Origin of the sequence: Flavobacterium cheniae, from assembly GCF_004363695.1 — a bacterium.
Classification (GTDB): domain Bacteria; phylum Bacteroidota; class Bacteroidia; order Flavobacteriales; family Flavobacteriaceae; genus Flavobacterium; species Flavobacterium cheniae.
The window spans coordinates 52,320-68,628 of the sequence record NZ_SNZC01000005.1; the positions used below are offsets into that span (position 1 = coordinate 52,320).

The 16,309-nt window shown below is 32.5% G+C and carries 18 protein-coding genes; 11 read left to right on the top strand and 7 right to left on the bottom strand.

From position 1 onward, the window contains the following. Positions 1–2: 2 nt before the first annotated feature. The 3 genes from C8D80_RS11605 to C8D80_RS11615 form a co-directional block, all read right to left on the bottom strand. Complete coding sequence (locus C8D80_RS11605; protein WP_133610590.1) at positions 3–296, bottom strand: hypothetical protein; 294 nt, start codon at positions 294–296, stop codon at positions 3–5. Positions 297–411: 115 nt separating this feature from the next. Next, positions 412–897 (bottom strand): 6,7-dimethyl-8-ribityllumazine synthase, encoded by a 486-nt coding sequence (ribH, locus tag C8D80_RS11610; RefSeq protein ID WP_133610592.1) that lies wholly within the window; start codon positions 895–897, stop codon positions 412–414. Positions 898–899: 2 nt separating this feature from the next. Beyond that, positions 900–1,685 carry a tetratricopeptide repeat protein gene (locus C8D80_RS11615; protein WP_133610594.1) on the bottom strand — a complete coding sequence of 262 codons (786 nt, stop codon included), beginning with the start codon at positions 1,683–1,685 and terminating at the stop codon, positions 900–902. A gap of 135 nt (positions 1,686–1,820) precedes the next feature. On the opposite strand from C8D80_RS11615, the gene recF reads away from it, so the two are divergent. From recF to C8D80_RS11655, 8 genes are all read left to right on the top strand, one after another. Beyond that, positions 1,821–2,900 carry a DNA replication/repair protein RecF gene (gene recF / locus C8D80_RS11620; RefSeq protein ID WP_133610596.1) on the top strand — a complete coding sequence of 360 codons (1,080 nt, stop codon included), beginning with the start codon at positions 1,821–1,823 and terminating at the stop codon, positions 2,898–2,900. A 1-nt stretch (position 2,901) separates the two neighbouring features. Beyond that, complete coding sequence (gene murB / locus C8D80_RS11625; RefSeq protein WP_262709741.1) at positions 2,902–3,945, top strand: UDP-N-acetylmuramate dehydrogenase; 1,044 nt, start codon at positions 2,902–2,904, stop codon at positions 3,943–3,945. A gap of 313 nt (positions 3,946–4,258) precedes the next feature. Next, positions 4,259–4,462, top strand: a complete 204-nt coding sequence (locus C8D80_RS11630; protein ID WP_133610600.1) for a membrane or secreted protein — start codon at positions 4,259–4,261, stop codon at positions 4,460–4,462. Between the two features lie 12 nt (positions 4,463–4,474). Then, entirely contained in the window at positions 4,475–5,584 is a 1,110-nt protein-coding gene (locus C8D80_RS11635; RefSeq protein ID WP_133610602.1) for a glycosyltransferase, read from the top strand. Beyond that, a complete protein-coding gene (locus tag C8D80_RS11640; protein WP_133610604.1) occupies positions 5,575–6,138 on the top strand; it encodes an RNA polymerase sigma factor in 564 nt (187 codons plus the stop codon). The genes C8D80_RS11635 and C8D80_RS11640 overlap by 10 nt, the downstream gene beginning before the upstream one ends. 83 nt (positions 6,139–6,221) lie before the next feature. Continuing rightward, a complete protein-coding gene (gene lipA / locus C8D80_RS11645; protein WP_133610606.1) occupies positions 6,222–7,097 on the top strand; it encodes a lipoyl synthase in 876 nt (291 codons plus the stop codon). Between the two features lie 43 nt (positions 7,098–7,140). Continuing rightward, on the top strand, positions 7,141–8,139 hold the full coding sequence (gap, locus tag C8D80_RS11650; RefSeq protein WP_133610608.1) for a type I glyceraldehyde-3-phosphate dehydrogenase: 999 nt from the start codon (positions 7,141–7,143) through the stop codon (positions 8,137–8,139). A 59-nt stretch (positions 8,140–8,198) separates the two neighbouring features. Continuing rightward, a complete protein-coding gene (locus C8D80_RS11655; RefSeq protein ID WP_242004835.1) occupies positions 8,199–10,409 on the top strand; it encodes a tetratricopeptide repeat-containing hybrid sensor histidine kinase/response regulator in 2,211 nt (736 codons plus the stop codon). On the opposite strand, the gene C8D80_RS11660 is transcribed toward C8D80_RS11655, so the two are convergent. Together C8D80_RS11660 and lpxK are read right to left on the bottom strand one after the other, a co-directional pair. Next, positions 10,384–11,196 carry a purine-nucleoside phosphorylase gene (locus C8D80_RS11660; protein WP_133610610.1) on the bottom strand — a complete coding sequence of 271 codons (813 nt, stop codon included), beginning with the start codon at positions 11,194–11,196 and terminating at the stop codon, positions 10,384–10,386. The genes C8D80_RS11655 and C8D80_RS11660 overlap by 26 nt on opposite strands. Further along, complete coding sequence (gene lpxK, locus C8D80_RS11665; RefSeq protein WP_133610612.1) at positions 11,168–12,181, bottom strand: tetraacyldisaccharide 4'-kinase; 1,014 nt, start codon at positions 12,179–12,181, stop codon at positions 11,168–11,170. Before lpxK ends, C8D80_RS11660 begins: the two co-directional genes overlap by 29 nt. A gap of 110 nt (positions 12,182–12,291) precedes the next feature. Between lpxK and C8D80_RS11670 the strand changes: the two genes are divergently transcribed. The 3 genes from C8D80_RS11670 (at position 12,292) to rluF (ending at position 15,202) form a co-directional block, all read left to right on the top strand. Next, positions 12,292–13,407: a Nif3-like dinuclear metal center hexameric protein gene (locus C8D80_RS11670; protein WP_133610615.1), complete on the top strand. Its 1,116-nt coding sequence runs from the start codon at positions 12,292–12,294 to the stop codon at positions 13,405–13,407. A 2-nt stretch (positions 13,408–13,409) separates the two neighbouring features. Beyond that, positions 13,410–14,189, top strand: coding sequence for a zinc ribbon domain-containing protein (locus C8D80_RS11675; RefSeq protein WP_133610617.1), 780 nt, complete (start codon positions 13,410–13,412; stop codon positions 14,187–14,189). A 224-nt stretch (positions 14,190–14,413) separates the two neighbouring features. Further along, the gene (gene rluF, locus C8D80_RS11680; RefSeq protein WP_133610619.1) at positions 14,414–15,202 is read left to right on the top strand and encodes a 23S rRNA pseudouridine(2604) synthase RluF; all 789 of its coding nucleotides are present in this window, start codon (positions 14,414–14,416) and stop codon (positions 15,200–15,202) included. A 96-nt stretch (positions 15,203–15,298) separates the two neighbouring features. Here rluF and C8D80_RS11685 read toward each other — a convergent pair whose 3' ends face one another. Together C8D80_RS11685 and C8D80_RS11690 are read right to left on the bottom strand one after the other, a co-directional pair. Then, positions 15,299–15,769 carry a hypothetical protein gene (locus C8D80_RS11685; protein ID WP_133610621.1) on the bottom strand — a complete coding sequence of 157 codons (471 nt, stop codon included), beginning with the start codon at positions 15,767–15,769 and terminating at the stop codon, positions 15,299–15,301. A 29-nt stretch (positions 15,770–15,798) separates the two neighbouring features. Next, the gene (locus C8D80_RS11690; protein ID WP_133610623.1) at positions 15,799–16,290 is read right to left on the bottom strand and encodes a GNAT family N-acetyltransferase; all 492 of its coding nucleotides are present in this window, start codon (positions 16,288–16,290) and stop codon (positions 15,799–15,801) included. Positions 16,291–16,309: the final 19 nt, after the last annotated feature.

The window sequence follows — 16,309 nt, forward strand, 5'->3', positions numbered from 1 at the left end:
AGTTATTTTCTTCTAAAAATGGAAAAATCAAAATCGATTATAAAGAAAAATAGCAGTACCAAAATCAAGGCAATGATGATTACTCTCATATTGAAAGATCTATTTTTTCTGTTACGACTACTATCACGTGCATCTTGCCATTGACCTCTGAAATCGTTATAACTCACTCCATCTCTATCACGACGAATAGGTGAATCAAAATCAAACGGATTATCAACTGTTTTTCCTTGATAATGACGTGGTGTATAATTGAATTGCTTATTTTTTGGCATTCTACCTTTTCCAAACTTAATCATGTCGCATTATTTTTTTCAAATTTAGGGATTTTTACGCTTTTAACCTCCAAATTTTTGTTAACAAAAAATCCCGATGAAAATCGGGATTAGTATATTGATTTTAAAGGAAATCCTTTTATTTTCTATTCAAATCTACCATTTTAATTGCTGCAATAGCCGCTTCTACACCTTTATTTCCGTGTTTACCTCCACTTCTATCTAACGATTGTTGCATGTTGTTATCGGTTAGCACGCAAAAAATGGTTGGTACATCGTATAAAAGATTTAAGTCTTTCATTCCTTGTGTAACACCTTCGCATACAAACTCGAAATGCATGGTTTCACCTTTAATTACACAGCCAATTACAATTACAGCGTCTAGCTCTAATTTTTCATGCATTTGACGTGCTCCGAAAATCAATTCGAAACTTCCTGGCACATTCCAACGGATGATATTTTCTGGTAAAGCACCACAATCTGTTAAAGCCGAGAAAGCTCCGTTATACAAACCTTCGGTAACTTCTTCGTTCCATTCTGAAACAACAATCCCAAACCGAAAATCTTTCGCGTTTGGGATTGTGTTTTTATCGTAATTAGATAAATTTTTATTTTCTGTTGCCATTCTTATTCAGTCATTGCAATGAAAGCGTCAATATTCATTCCTTCTTTAGAAGTTTCATATTTTTCTTTAATCTCAACAAATAATTTGTTTGCTTCTGCTTTTTTACCAGCAGTTAAAGATAATTGAGCCGCTTTGAATAAAAATCTTGGCGTAGTGAAATCATTTTCAGAAGCTTCAGCTGCTTTTTTGTAATGAGCAATTGCATCATCCACTTTATTAGTTTCCGACAAAGCATCTCCGATAGCTCCTAAAGCGATTGGTTTTAAAATAGCATCATCAGATTTAAATTTCTCTAAATAAGTAATAGCATTTTTAAAATCACCTAAGTTTAAGTAAGCCATACCAGCGTGGTAGTTAGCTAAGTTTCCAGCTGCAGTACCTTCGTATTGCTCAGCTACTCCTAAGAAACCTAATTTACCTTCACCACCTTTAAGTGCTAAATTGTATAAAGAATCATTTTTCTCTGTAGCATCAACAGCTTGTTGAAAATATTGTTGTGCTTGGAAAATTTCGTTAGCTGCTTTTTCTTCTTTTGGCTCAACAACAAATCTATTGAATAATAAATATCCTAAAGTTCCAATCGCAATTGCACCTACAATACCTAAAAGTACTTTTTGATTTTTAGCTACCCACTCCTCAGTTCTTGAAGCTTTCTCGTCTAAAGTATTAAAAACCTCAGCCGTAGTACTATCTTGTACATCAACTGCTTCTACTTCGTCAAACTCGTTTTCAACTTTAGCTTCTTCTGGTTTTGGAGCTTTGTATCCTCTCTTGTTATATGTTGCCATTTATATTAAATTTAATGAGGTGCAAAAATATAATTTTTATTAAAATTAAAAACCATTTTAGTATATATTTTTAACAAATTCGATTTACTTTTGCATTAAGTCCTATTTTTAGTCCAAAATCAAAGTATATTTATTGTGTTTTTAAAACAATTATCGCTTCTTAACTATAAAAATTTAGCCCAAATCGAATTTGATTTTGACGCTAAGATTAATTGTTTTGTAGGGAAAAATGGCGTTGGAAAAACTAATATTTTAGATGCAATATATCATTTGGCTTATGGCAAAAGCTATTTCAACCCTTTAGCAGTTCAAAACATCCGACATGGCGAAGAGTTTTTCGTGATAGATGCTTTACTTGAAAAAAACGGCAAAGAAGAAAAAATTGTTTGCAGTTTAAAAAAAGGACAAAAAAAAACCATCAAACGAAACGGCAAAGTCTATGATAAACTTTCCGAACATTTAGGTTTGATTCCATTGGTAATTATTTCACCTTCTGATGCTGATTTGATTGTGGAAGGAAGCGAAACACGCAGGAAATTCATTGATAGCGTAATTGCAACTTTAGACAATACATATTTGCAATTGCTAATTCAATATCAAAAAACGTTAGCACAAAGAAATGCTTTATTAAAATATTTCGCCTTGAATCAGACTTTTGACGCGGATAATTTATCGATTTATAACGAGCAATTGAGTAATTCTGGACAATTGATTTTCGAAAAAAGAAAACAATTTCTAGCTGATTTTATTCCAATTTTCGAACAACATCACACCAATATTTCGGGCGGAAATGAAAAAGTTGCTTTAAAATACGAAAGTCAACTATTTGAAAAAGATTTAATATCTCTTTTAGAAGAATCACTTCAAAAAGACCGAATTATTCAATATACTAGCGCTGGAATTCATAAAGATGATTTGATTTTTGAAATTGATGGTTTTCCGATTAAGAAATTCGGTTCGCAAGGCCAACAGAAATCATTTTTGATTGCTTTGAAATTGGCGCAATTCGAGTTCATGAAAAAACAAAGTGGCGAATTACCAATCCTTCTTTTTGATGATATTTTCGATAAATTAGACGAAACACGTGTGCAAAAAATTGTAACGATGGTGAATGATGCCGTTTTTGGACAAATTTTTATTTCTGATACTCATGCAGAACGAACAGAACTGATCATCAAAGAAACGCATCAATCGTATAAAATATTTCCAATTTAAAATTCATAATACTACATTTGAAAAAAATTATTCTACTATGAATATTCAAACCAATTTCTCTCTAAAAAATTACAATACTTTTGGAATTGAAGCCAAAGCCAAACAATTTGTTTCTGTAAGTTCGATTGCAGAATTGAAAGAAGTTTTGACAGAAAACGACGATATTTTTATTTTGGGTGGCGGGAGCAATATGCTTTTAACACAAGACATCGAAAAAATAGTCGTTCATGTTAATTTAAAAGGAAGAGAAATTGTTGAAGAAAACGATGATTTTGCCATTGTAAAAGCTCAAGCTGGTGAGAACTGGCACGAATTTGTACTTTGGTGTATTGATCAAAATTTCGGCGGAATTGAGAATTTATCGTTGATTCCAGGAAATGTAGGCACAACTCCTATTCAAAATATTGGAGCTTATGGAGTAGAAATTAAAGATACGATGTTTTCGTGCGATGCTTTGAATTTGAAAACATTAGAAATTGAGACTTTCACCAACGCACAATGCAAGTTTGAGTATCGTGAAAGTGTTTTCAAAAACGAATTAAAAAACCAATATATTATTACTTCGGTTTGTTTTAAATTGACTAAGAAAAATCACAAAGTTTCTACCACTTATGGAGCTATTGAAACCGAATTACAGCATCAAAACATACAAAACCCAACACTAAAAGATGTTAGTAACGCTGTAATTGCCATTCGTCAAAGTAAACTACCTGACCCAAAAGAATTAGGTAACAGTGGAAGTTTCTTCAAAAACCCGATTATTGCAAAAGAAGCTTACGAAAAAGCAAAATCACTTCATCCCGAAATGCCGCATTATGTAGTTTCAGAAACTGAAGTAAAAGTTCCAGCAGGATGGTTAATTGAACAAGCAGGTTTTAAAGGAAAACGTTTTGGTGATGCGGGTGTTCATAAAAATCAAGCTTTGGTTTTAGTGAATTATGGAACCGCAACTGGAGCTGAAATTGTAGCCCTTTCAAGAAATATCCAACAAACCATTTTAGAAAAATTTGGAATTGCAATAGAAGCGGAAGTTAACATTATTTAGTTGGGAGTTGGGAGAAGGAAGTTGGGAGTTTAAAATCTTTGTATTCTTTTTTAAACACATAGACACATTAGATTTGCTTTGTGTTGATTTTAGGTATTACACTTTTCATAGACAACATAAGAAATCCGCTTAAATCTGCGTTTTGCATTAGCAAATCTGTCCTATCCGCGTGCTAAATTTTTCAACTTTAACGATTTCTTACATTTCTTTAACCTGTGTTCCAAAAATTTTGAATTTGTTTTTTGAGATTTGTTTGGAATTTGGGATTTGTTATTTGGATTTTAATTAATTTTGCAGTTCAAAATAGAAAAAGATGAAACTTGTATTAGTAACCATTGGACTTTTAGGACTTGCGTTTGCAGGTATCGCGATAAAAATTTGGGCAAAAAAAGACGGAAAATTCGCTGGAACTTGCGCTAGCCAAAGTCCGTTTTTGAATAAAGATGGAGAAAACTGCAGCTATTGTGGAAAAACTCCAGAACAAATGAAAGACTGCAACGAAGAATCGCACGCATAATTTTACCCATTTATGATACTAACAATACTCTTAATCGCTTTTGCGGTTATCGTGTTTATTCAATTTATTTATTACCTTTTTATTTTCGGAAAATTCTCATTTGGTAAAAAAACCGAAGGAACTCCGAAACGTTTACCTATTTCCATTATTGTTTGTGCTAAAAACGAAGAAGAAAACATCAAAAAGTATTTTCAAACTTTGGTTACTCAAAACTATCCAGATTACGAAATTGTCTTAATCGACGATGCTTCGAGCGATGAAACTTTGGAATTATTTGAAAGTTACGAAAAACAATATTCGAATGTAAAATTGGTAAAGGTTGAAAATGTAGAAGCATTTTGGGGTAATAAAAAATTCGCGTTAACCTTAGGAATCAAAGCCGCAAAAAACGAGTATTTAGTTTTCACCGATGCAGATTGTTATCCAGCTTCAAACGATTGGTTGTTGCAAATTTCAACCCAATTTACCAAAGAAAAAACAATTATTTTAGGTTATGGCGCTTACGAAAAAGTCAAGAATTCCTTCCTTAATAAAATCATTCGTTTTGAAACGATGTTAACCGCTACACAATATTTTTCTTGGGCAAAAATTGGCAAACCTTATATGGGTGTTGGTCGAAATTTAGCTTATAAAAAAGAAGAGTTTTTCAATGTTCGTGGTTTTATGGATCACATGAAAATTCGTTCGGGCGATGATGATTTATTTATCAATCAAGCGGCTACGAAAAAGAATACTGCTATTTTATACACGCCAGAAAGTTTTACTTTTTCGGAACCAAAAACTACTTTTTCGTCATGGGTGTACCAAAAAAGAAGACACGCTACTACTGCAAAATTCTACAAAGGATTTGATAAATTTCAATTGGGATTATTTTTCTTTAGTCAGTTTTGGTTTTTAGTTTTAGCGATTGTTTTATTAGCGTTTCAATTCCAATGGATGATAGTGACTGGAATTATTGTTTTTAGATATTTATTCACTTGGATTTCTTTAGGCTATGCCGCTGGAAAACTAAAAGAAAAAGATGTAATGTATTGGTATCCAATTATCGAAATTGTGCTTATCTTTACTCAACTAAGCGTATTTTTTAGAAACCTCATCTCAAAACCTGTACATTGGAAGTAAATTCGGTCATTATTCAAGAAAATATTGAAAAGGCAAAAAAGGGAGACCAAGTTGCTTTCACATTTTTATTGGATTTTTTCTGGAATGAAGTCTATGGTTTCATGCTAAAACGCACCGAAAACGAAACCGACACAGAAGATATTGCGATTGAAACATTCGCGAAAGCGTTTGATAAAATCGCAACCTATAATCCCGAATATGGTTTTAATACTTGGTTGATTGCGATTGCAAAAAATGTTCATATCGACATGCTTCGCAAAAAGAAATCGTCTTTATTTATTGAAATGAATGACGAAGAAGATCATCAAGCCTACAGCGTTGCCGATGATTCCAATTCTGCCGAAGATGAGTTAATTATCGAGCAAAATTTAGCCCAATTACTACAATACATCAAACAATTGAAACCTGCTTATCAGGAAGTCATTCAAATGCGTTATTTTCAAGAAATGACCTATCAAGAAATGGCAGAACAAATTGATGAACCGCTCAACAACATCAAAATTAAACTACTAAGAGCTAAGAAATTATTGGCGGAGATTATTTCTGGGAAGTAAACTTCTAAACAAATCTTAAAACTTTACAATCTGTTATAGAAATCCACCATTTCTAATTATCTTTGTCCATCAAAATTTTGATTATGGACACGGCTATTGATAATGTTTTTCCACCAAGAGAACCCAAACCAAAATGGTTACGCGTAAAATTACCAACAGGTAAAAACTACACCGAACTTAGAGGTTTAGTAGACAAATACAAACTGAATACGATTTGTACTTCGGGAAGTTGTCCTAATATGGGCGAATGTTGGGGCGAAGGAACGGCAACTTTCATGATTTTAGGAAATATTTGTACGCGTTCGTGCGGATTTTGTGGTGTAAAAACTGGTCGCCCTGAAACCGTGGATTGGGACGAACCTGAAAAAGTAGCGCGTTCTATCAAAATTATGAACATCAAACATGCCGTAATTACGAGTGTTGACCGTGATGATTTAAAAGACATGGGGTCGATTATTTGGGCAGAAACCGTGAAAGCAATTCGAAGAATGAATCCAAATACGACTTTAGAAACGTTAATTCCGGATTTTCAAGGTAACACAAGAAATTTAGACCGAATTATAGAAGTAGCTCCAGAAGTAGTTTCGCACAATATGGAAACCGTAAAACGTTTGACACGTGAGGTTCGTATTCAAGCGAAATATGAAAAAAGTTTGGAAGTGTTACGTTATTTGAAAGAGCAAGGTATCAAAAGAACTAAATCGGGCATTATGTTAGGTTTAGGAGAAACAGAAGAAGAAGTGATTCAAGTTTTACACGATTTAGCCGATGCAAAAGTCGATATTGTAACGATTGGTCAGTACTTACAACCAAGTAAAAAACATTTACCGGTTAAAGAATACATCACGCCAGAACAATTCGCGAAATACGAACAAATAGGAAAAGAATTAGGTTTTAGACATGTGGAAAGTGGCGCTTTAGTGCGTTCTTCTTATCATGCGGAGAAACATATTCACTAAAAGTTCAAATTCAAGAACAATTTCAACTTCAAAATAAATAAAATTGAAAACAAGAATTGCTATTAATGGTTTTGGAAGAATTGGACGTAATTTGTTCCGATTGCTTTTGAATCATCCTACTATCGAAGTAGTTGCCATCAACGACATTGCAGATAACAAAACAATGGCGCATTTGGTAAAATACGATAGCATTCACGGTGTTTTGAATCATAAGGTTTCGTTTTCTGATGATTCGATTATAATTGATGATAAATCATTTTTATTTTTTCACGAAAGAGAAATCAAAAATTTAGATTGGAAATCGGCAAACGTTGATATTGTTATAGAATCGACGGGGAAATTCAAAACGTTTGAAGAGATTAACCAACATATTTTAGTTGGAGCGAAAAAAGTAATTCTTTCGGCACCGTCTGAAGTGGATGAAATAAAAACGGTAGTTTTAGGTGTAAACGAACACATTTTAGACGGAAGCGAAACTATTATTTCTAACGCAAGTTGCACGACCAACAACGCGGCTCCAATGATTAAAATCATTCAGGAATTGTGTGAAGTAGAACAAGCGTACATCACAACAATTCACTCCTACACTACCGACCAAAGCTTACACGATCAACCGCATAAAGATTTACGCAGAGCTCGTGGCGCTTCGCAATCTATTGTTCCTACAACGACTGGCGCAGCAAAAGCATTGACTAAAATTTTTCCAGAATTAGAAGGAAAAATTGGTGGTTGCGGTATTCGAGTTCCTGTTCCAGATGGCTCGTTGACCGATATTACTTTTAATGTCAAACGACAAGTTTCTATTGAAGAAATCAATCTAGCATTCAAAAAAGCAGCTGAAACGAACTTCAAAGGAATTTTAGATTATACGGAAGATCCTATTGTTTCTGTGGATATTATTGGAAATCAAAATTCATGTTTATTTGATGCTCAATTAACTTCTGTTATCGATAAAATGGTTAAAATTGTGGGATGGTATGACAATGAAATTGGCTATTCTTCGCGATTAATTGACTTAATTACATTCGTTTCTAAAAAATAAAGTTTTTTATTATCGCTAAAAAACTTAAATTGCAGGGTTAAATTTAACTCAGGCAATTCTTGATTAAACGACTTTTCATATTATTTCTACTCGTAACTATAAATGGTTACACGCAGTCTGTCTACAAAGATGCAGGAAAAATAAGCGATAGTACCGACTACTATTTAGAGATTGGTCTTTTCAATAAAGAAGCTAAAAAATCCTATACAAAAGCTATTCTTTATACTGAAAAAGCAATTGAATATGCCAAAGCAAATAACTTAAACAACAAACTTGCCGATTCTTATTTACAATTAGCGACCATTTTTTACGAACTTGAAAAAAATGATTTAGCTATTGATTATTACATTAGAGCCATTAGCATTTACAGTAAAAGTGAACCTAAATCTAATATTGCGCTATCTTATTATGGTTTAGGAAAATGTTACCTTAAAAAAAACAACATTGCTTATGCTGAAACCTATTTTGAAAAAGCTACTGTTATTTATAAAAAATTAAATTTCCTTGAAGCGATTGAATTAATCAATCTTCAAAAAGCTATCATAAAAAAAGAAAAGGGAAATTATAACGAAGCTAGTAACATATTAAAAGGAGTTGTAGAAAATATTAGTGACGACGCTTTACTTAGTACAAAAACCGAAGCTTATATTCAGTTAGGAGAAATTGAAATTAATAAGAAAAATTATCCCCAAGCCATTAACTACTTAAACCTTGCTAATCAAACTAACGAAATAAATAATAATGATTTTCAGCTTACTAAACGTATTTATAAACTTCTAAGCACTACTTACGAAAAAAATAAAAACATTTCAAATGCTAATCTCTATCTAAAAAAATACGCCAACATAACAGATTCTATTGGAAAATATTACAATAGCTATGTTGCTGAAAATACGGTTGATAAAATTCAGTTTGACAAACAACTAAAAACTATTGAACAATTAGATAAAGAGAAAAAAAGCCAACAAAAAACCCTACGATTCTCAAAATTAATTAGTATTTTGAGTATTGCACTTATTTCGATTTTATCATTATTGAGTTTATCGCTATACAAAAACAATAAAATTAGAATTAGTACTAATAAACTTTTAAAAGAAAAAAACAGAGAGTTAACTCTTGAAAAAGATAAAGCAGAAAGAGCTTCTAAAGCCAGAGCCGATTTCTTGTCAACCGTAAGTCACGAACTTCGTACACCTTTAAATGCCATAAATGGTATCACTTATCTTTTATTACAAGAAAAGCCAAAAGCTAGTCAGTTAAATTATTTGAAATCATTAGAATTTTCTGGAAACTATCTATTAAATTTCATCAATGATATATTAGAAATCAATCGTTTAGAATCGGATAAAGTGGTGATTGAAAAAATTAATTTTAATCTTTCCGAGTTAACTGAAAACATCGTTATTTCATTCAAAGAATTCATTCACGAAAACAATATCAAATGTCACCTGAATGTTGATAAATCTATTGATTACAATTTAAAAGGCGACCCAACTAAATTATCTCAAATTCTTATCAATTTATTAAATAATGCAATTAAATTTAGTAAGAATGGAGATGTGTGGTGTACCATCAAAAACAAACGAGAAACTAAAAATAATGTAACTTTATATTTCGAAATAAAAGATAACGGAATTGGTATCCCAAAAGACAAACAAGATGCTATTTTCGATAGTTTTAGCCAAGGTTCGGTTGAAATTAATCGTACTTATGGCGGAACAGGTTTAGGGCTTTCCATTGTGAAGAAAATCTTAGAATTAATGGGAAGTGAAATTCACTTAACGAGTGAATCTGGCAAAGGAAGTGCTTTTAGTTTTGAATTAGAATTTGAAAAAGGAGTAGCTAATAAAACTAAGGAAATAGAAGCTAAGCCAGACTTAACTTTACTGAATAAGAAAAAAGTTCTTTTAGTTGAAGACAACAAAATCAACCAAATGATTACACAGAAAATGCTTGAAAAAAGAGGCATTTCTTGTAATATTATTGACAATGGTGAAGATGCCATTGAAGATGCAAAAGCAAATGATTACGACTTAATTTTGATGGACGTTCACTTACCTGGAATCAATGGAACGGAAGCCACTAGCGAAATCAGAAAATTCAATAGTCATATTCCAATCGTAGCATTAACAGCAATCTCTCTGAATGAAAACAGAGAAATGCTCTTGTCCTATGGTATGAATGAAGTAATCACCAAACCTTTTGAACCAGAGCATTTCTATACAGTTGTTACCAAATACTTAACTAGTACTGAGCAATCAAATTCTTAATTAAGTTTCTTACATGAGGTTCTGCTTTTTGAGCCGCTTGTAACACTTCTTCATGATTTACCTCTTCGATATTTTCTTCATCACCCATATCAGTAATCACAGAAACACCAAAGCATTCCATATTCATATGTCGCGCTATAATCACTTCAGGAACGGTTGACATTCCTACGCAATCTGCTCCTAAAGCTTTTACCATTTTATATTCGGCAAGCGTTTCAAATGTTGGCCCTTGTAACCCTAAATAAATACCTTTTTTTAAATCGATATTTAGTTCTTTAGCTAATTCAAATGCTTTAGCATTCATCGCTTTTGAATAAGGTTCACTCATGTTAACGAATCTTGGCCCAAAACGTTCATCATTATGACCACGCAATGGGTGTTCAGGCATCATGTTGATGTGATCTGTAATCACTGCAACATCACCTATTTTATAAGATGGATTTACGCCACCCGAAGCATTGGAAACAATTAATTTTTCAACACCTAAATATTTCATTACACGCACTGGAAACGTTACTTGTTTCATATCGTAACCTTCATAAAAATGAAAACGCCCTTGCATTGCCATCACTTTTTTTCCTTGAATGGTTCCAAAAACCAAAGCACCTTTGTGGCCTTGAACGGTTGAAACGGGGAAGTTTGGAATTTCCGTATAAGGTAATGTATGTTCAATGGTAATATCCGCAGTAAATCCGCCTAATCCTGAACCTAAAATCACACCGTATTCTGGAGTAAAATTGGTTTTATTTTTAATATAACTAACTGTTTCTTGTACTTTGTCCCACATAATCTTCTATCGTTTTATCAATATTTGTATTTAAAAAAGCTGATTTTATTGGCAAATAGAACAATTGCGCTTTAGGCAATAATCCGTTTAAACGAACAAAATCTTTTTCTGTTGTAATTATTTTTCTTCCATTGGCTTTTGCCAAAATTTGCTCACAATCTTGTTTCGAAAAATGATGATGATCTGGGAAAACCAAAGTTTCATCAGATTCATTTTTTAGAAAATCGAAGAATAATTTAGGTTTTGCAATTCCGGCAACCAACACTTTACCTTCTGATTGAATTTCAGAAACCAACAATTGACTATCATTTCCAAAAACAAAATCGTCGTACTGAATTGTGGTGAAGAAAACTTGCTGCTTTACCTTTAACTTTTCTCTGATTTTCTGCTGTGCAATTTCGGACAAATCATTCGGACATTTTGTGACAATTATCATATCCGCTCTTTTTTTACCTGAAGAGGGTTCGCGTAAATTCCCGAAAGGCAAAATATAATCATCGCAAAACAAATCGTCATACGCCGTGAGCAAAATATAAAATCCAGCTTTTACTTTTCTGTGCTGAAAAGCATCGTCCAATAAAATAACATCAGGCTTGTTTGAAAGTTGTAATAAATTTTCAATTCCGTTTTTTCTATTTGCATCAACCGCTACTTGAATATTCGGGAATTTGGAATAAAATTGAAAAGGTTCATCACCGATAGAACTCGCAGTAGCTTTTTCATCAGCCAAAATAAAACCTTCAGTTGTACGCTTGTAACCGCGACTTAAAACTGCCACTTTATAATTGCAGGAAAGTAAACGGATTAAATATTCGATTTGAGGTGTTTTTCCGGTTCCGCCAACGCTAAGATTTCCAACTGCAATAATTGGAATATCAAAAGAAGAACTCTTGAAAATGCCTTTGTCGTAAAGCCAATTTCGGATAAACGTAATGAGCCAATACAAAAAGGCCAAAGGGAAAAGTATTTTTCGTAACAAAATCATATTACGAAAGTATAATAAATTATCATCATATTAAAGTTTATGCTATTTATCATTTCATTTCTAACTGGTATTTCGTTAATTTGTGTAATCATTTAGTAAAATCAAACATCATGAAACTTTCCGATATACTTTCTGTTCTTGAAGAAATGGCGCCACTAGGTTACGCCGAAGATTTTGACAATGTTGGGCTCTTAGTTGGAAACCCGAATCAAGAAATTGATGGCGTTTTAGTTTGTCATGATGCGTTGGAATCGGTGATTGATGAAGCGATTTCGAAAAAATGTAATTTGGTCGTTTGCTTCCATCCTATTTTATTTTCAGGAATTAAGAAAATTACGGGTAAAAATTATGTCGAACGCGCGATTTTAAAAGCGATAAAAAATGACATTGCAATTTATGCCGTTCATACTGCTTTGGACAATCATCAAAAAGGAGTGAATAAAATTTTCTGTGATGCTTTAGGTTTGAAACATTCGAAAGTATTGATTCCGAAAGAAAATTACATTCAAAAATTAGTTACTTACACCATTCCTGAAAACGTTGAAAAATTGCGAAATGCGTTATTTGATGCTGGCGCTGGAACTATTGGTAATTATGAAGATTGTAGTTTTAATTCGAAAGGAATTGGAACCTATATGGGAAATGAAAATTCGAATCCCGAAATTGGAGAACGTTTTGAATTTGTAGAAAACGAAGAAATTAAAATCGAGCTAACGTTTGAAAAGCATTTGCAAGGTAAAATTTTGAAGGCTTTATTCAAAAATCATGTGTACGAAGAAGTAGCTTACGAAATTTATCAATTGGAAAACAAACATCAAAATATTGGTTTAGGACGCGTTGGAGAATTCGAAAACCCGCTTTCTGAAACTGATTTTTTACAATTGGTAAAAGACAAATTACAATGCGAAGGCATCAGACATTCGGCTTTCACAGGGAAATCAATAAAAAAAGTAGCAGTTTTAGGTGGAAGCGGCAGTTTTGCAATTAAGAATGCAATTTCCTCAGGTGCAGATGCTTATCTTACGGCCGACTTAAAATATCACCAATTCTATCAAGCTGAAAATCAATTACTTTTGGCCGATATTGGACATTTTGAGAGCGAAAGATTTACAAAAAATTATATAGTTGATTTTCTTAAAGAAAAAATCACTAATTTTGCACCAAATTCGCTGCAATGCGGAATTATTTTATCAGAAGAAAATACAAATCCAGTTAAGTACTTTTAAATATGGCAACAATCAAAGAGCTAAATGTAGAAGATAAGTTAAGAGCCCTTTATGCTTTACAACTAGTTGATTCTAAAATAGACGAAATAAGAAATGTAAGAGGAGAATTGCCTCTTGAAGTAGAAGATTTAGAAGATGAAGTTGCAGGACTTTCTACTCGTTTAGAAAAACTAAAAAGCGATTTAGAATCTATTGATGATTTAATCAAAGAAAAGAAAAATGCTATCGACGAGCACAAAGCTGCGATTAAAAAATATTTAGAGCAACAAAAAAATGTTCGTAATAATAGAGAATTCAACTCTTTAACTAAAGAAGTGGAGTTTCAGGAATTGGAAATTCAATTGGCTGAAAAACACATTAAAGAAATGAAAGCTTCTATTGAGCACAAAAAAGAAGTAGTAGCTCAAACTAAAGAAAAATTAGACGGAAAACAAACTCACTTAAAACATAAAAAAGCGGAATTAAGCGATATTATGGCTGAAACTGAAAAAGAAGAAAACTTCTTATCAGCAAAATCAGAAGAATTAAGAGGTCAAATTGAAGAGCGTTTAATTGCTGCATACGACAGAATTAGAAATAGCGTAAGAAACGGTTTAGCGGTTGTTTCTATTGAGCGTGGCGCTTCTGCTGGTTCATTCTTTACAATTCCACCACAAACGCAAATGGAAATTGCAGCTCGTAAAAAAATCATTACAGATGAGCACAGTGGAAGAATCTTAGTAGACGGTGTTTTAGCTGACGAAGAAAAAGAAAAAATGGAAAAATTATTTGCTAGCATCTAATTGAATCCTTTTCCAAATAAATGAAAGTCCTTTTTTTAAAAGGGCTTTTTTTGTTTTATTACACAGAGTTTCACAGAGATTTTTTTTATTTTGATTGTGTTGAAAAGAATTACACAGAGCCTTTAACTTTTTAAAAACTCATAAAGAAACTTTGTGTTACTCTTTGAAAACTTTGAGAAACTTTATGTAACAAAAAAATCACTAAAAAATTCTATCTTTGCATCATGGAAGAAAATACAACACGAATTAATAAATTTTTATCAGAAACTGGCTATTGTTCTCGCAGAGAAGCCGATCGTTTGATTGAGCAAGGAAGAGTTACTATTAACGGAAAGATTCCGGAAATGGGTACGAAAGTGAGCCCTGGTGATGAAGTTCGTGTGAATGGTGAATTGGTACAACAGAAAAACGAGAAACCTATTTATTTAGCGTTTTACAAACCTGTTGGTATTGAATGTACAACCAACTTAGGTGTGCGTGACAATATTGTAGATTACATCAATTATCCTGAGCGTATTTTTCCTATTGGTCGTTTAGACAAAGCCAGTGAGGGATTGATTTTTATGACGAATGATGGTGATATTGTAAACAAAATTCTTCGTGCGAGAAACAACCACGAAAAAGAATACATCGTAACCGTAAACAAACCTATTACCGACCGATTTATTGACCGAATGGCAAACGGAATTCCGATTTTGGAAACGATTACCAAAAAATGTAAAGTAGAACAAATTAGTAAATACGTTTTCCGAATTATTTTAACGCAAGGTTTAAACCGCCAAATTCGTAGAATGTGCGAATATTTAGATTACGAAGTAACGGCTTTAAAACGTACTCGTATTATCAACATTTCCTTAGACGTACAAGAAGGCAAATACCGAAACTTAACTGATGCCGAAGTTGCTGAATTAAACCAATTAATTGCTCCTTCAAGTAAAACCGAAGAAGCGAGTTTGCCAAGTAATAAAAGTAAGTTTACTGGGAAAAGGAATTATGGGGAGAGGAATAGATAGAAAATATATAATTTGAAAAAGCACGAGAAATTTCTCGTGCTTTTTTGTTTTGTGTACATGAGCAAAACACTTGCGTTAGCGTGTGCTAGCATCTATTCACATAGCTAATCTAGATTTCTCAATAAGGCGTAAATCAACATTAATACCATAGCTAGAATCTGAAAATGATGGATATAATGGCATCTCATAATTGTAGTAAAAAACTTTTTTTGTAGATTTCTTTTTCTTGTAAATTAAAAACTCTACGTAAACTAACTTTAAATCCTTGTAATAAAAAACAAACTCCTCTTTTAACTTACTTTTTTTTTCAGAATAAATCATTTTAAGAATCTGTTTTTCAATTTTTAAAACTTTTTTTTCTGTTTCAATTTTTTCAATAGGCTTACCATTAATACTCCCATGAGCAGGAAGTATTACATCATATGACATTTCTTCATTTAAACTAAATGAAATACTATCAACATATTTAACATAAGAATCAATATCCCTTATTATTTCAATTTCATTCGAAGTACTTTGCCCAACAATAAAAAGTGGAAAAAATAAAAATATAATTTTAAATTTCATATAATTCAAATTAATAAATTAGAAATCAATTAAATTACAACCTCCATCACATAATCATCCATTACATAACCATTTCCAATATCAATCACCTCATCTTTTACTTTTGTAAAGCCTAGTTTGGAGTAAAAATGTATGGCGTTGTTGTATTTGTTAACGTTTAAGAAAATGGCGTTTTGTTGGTTTTCAATGGCTTTTTCTTTTACCAATTCAAAAAACTGTCGGCCTAAACCTGTTCCTTGAGTTTCGGGTAACACGTAAATTTTATGGATTTTAGTTTTGTTGGGTTCGCTATTAATTTCATAGGAAACAAAACCTACATCTTTTCCATTATTGTCTTGCGCTAAATAAAAAACGTGACTTTTTTGCATTAATTCGCGCAAAGCGGTTTCGTTATAAAACTTGTCAATCATGTAATCTAATTGCGCTTTAGACAAGATTTCGCCATACGCTACGGGCCAAATTTTCTTGGTTAAGTCGATTACTATTGGGAGTTGTTCTATTTTTAATGCTGTCAATTTCATGTTGCTAAAATAAAAACAA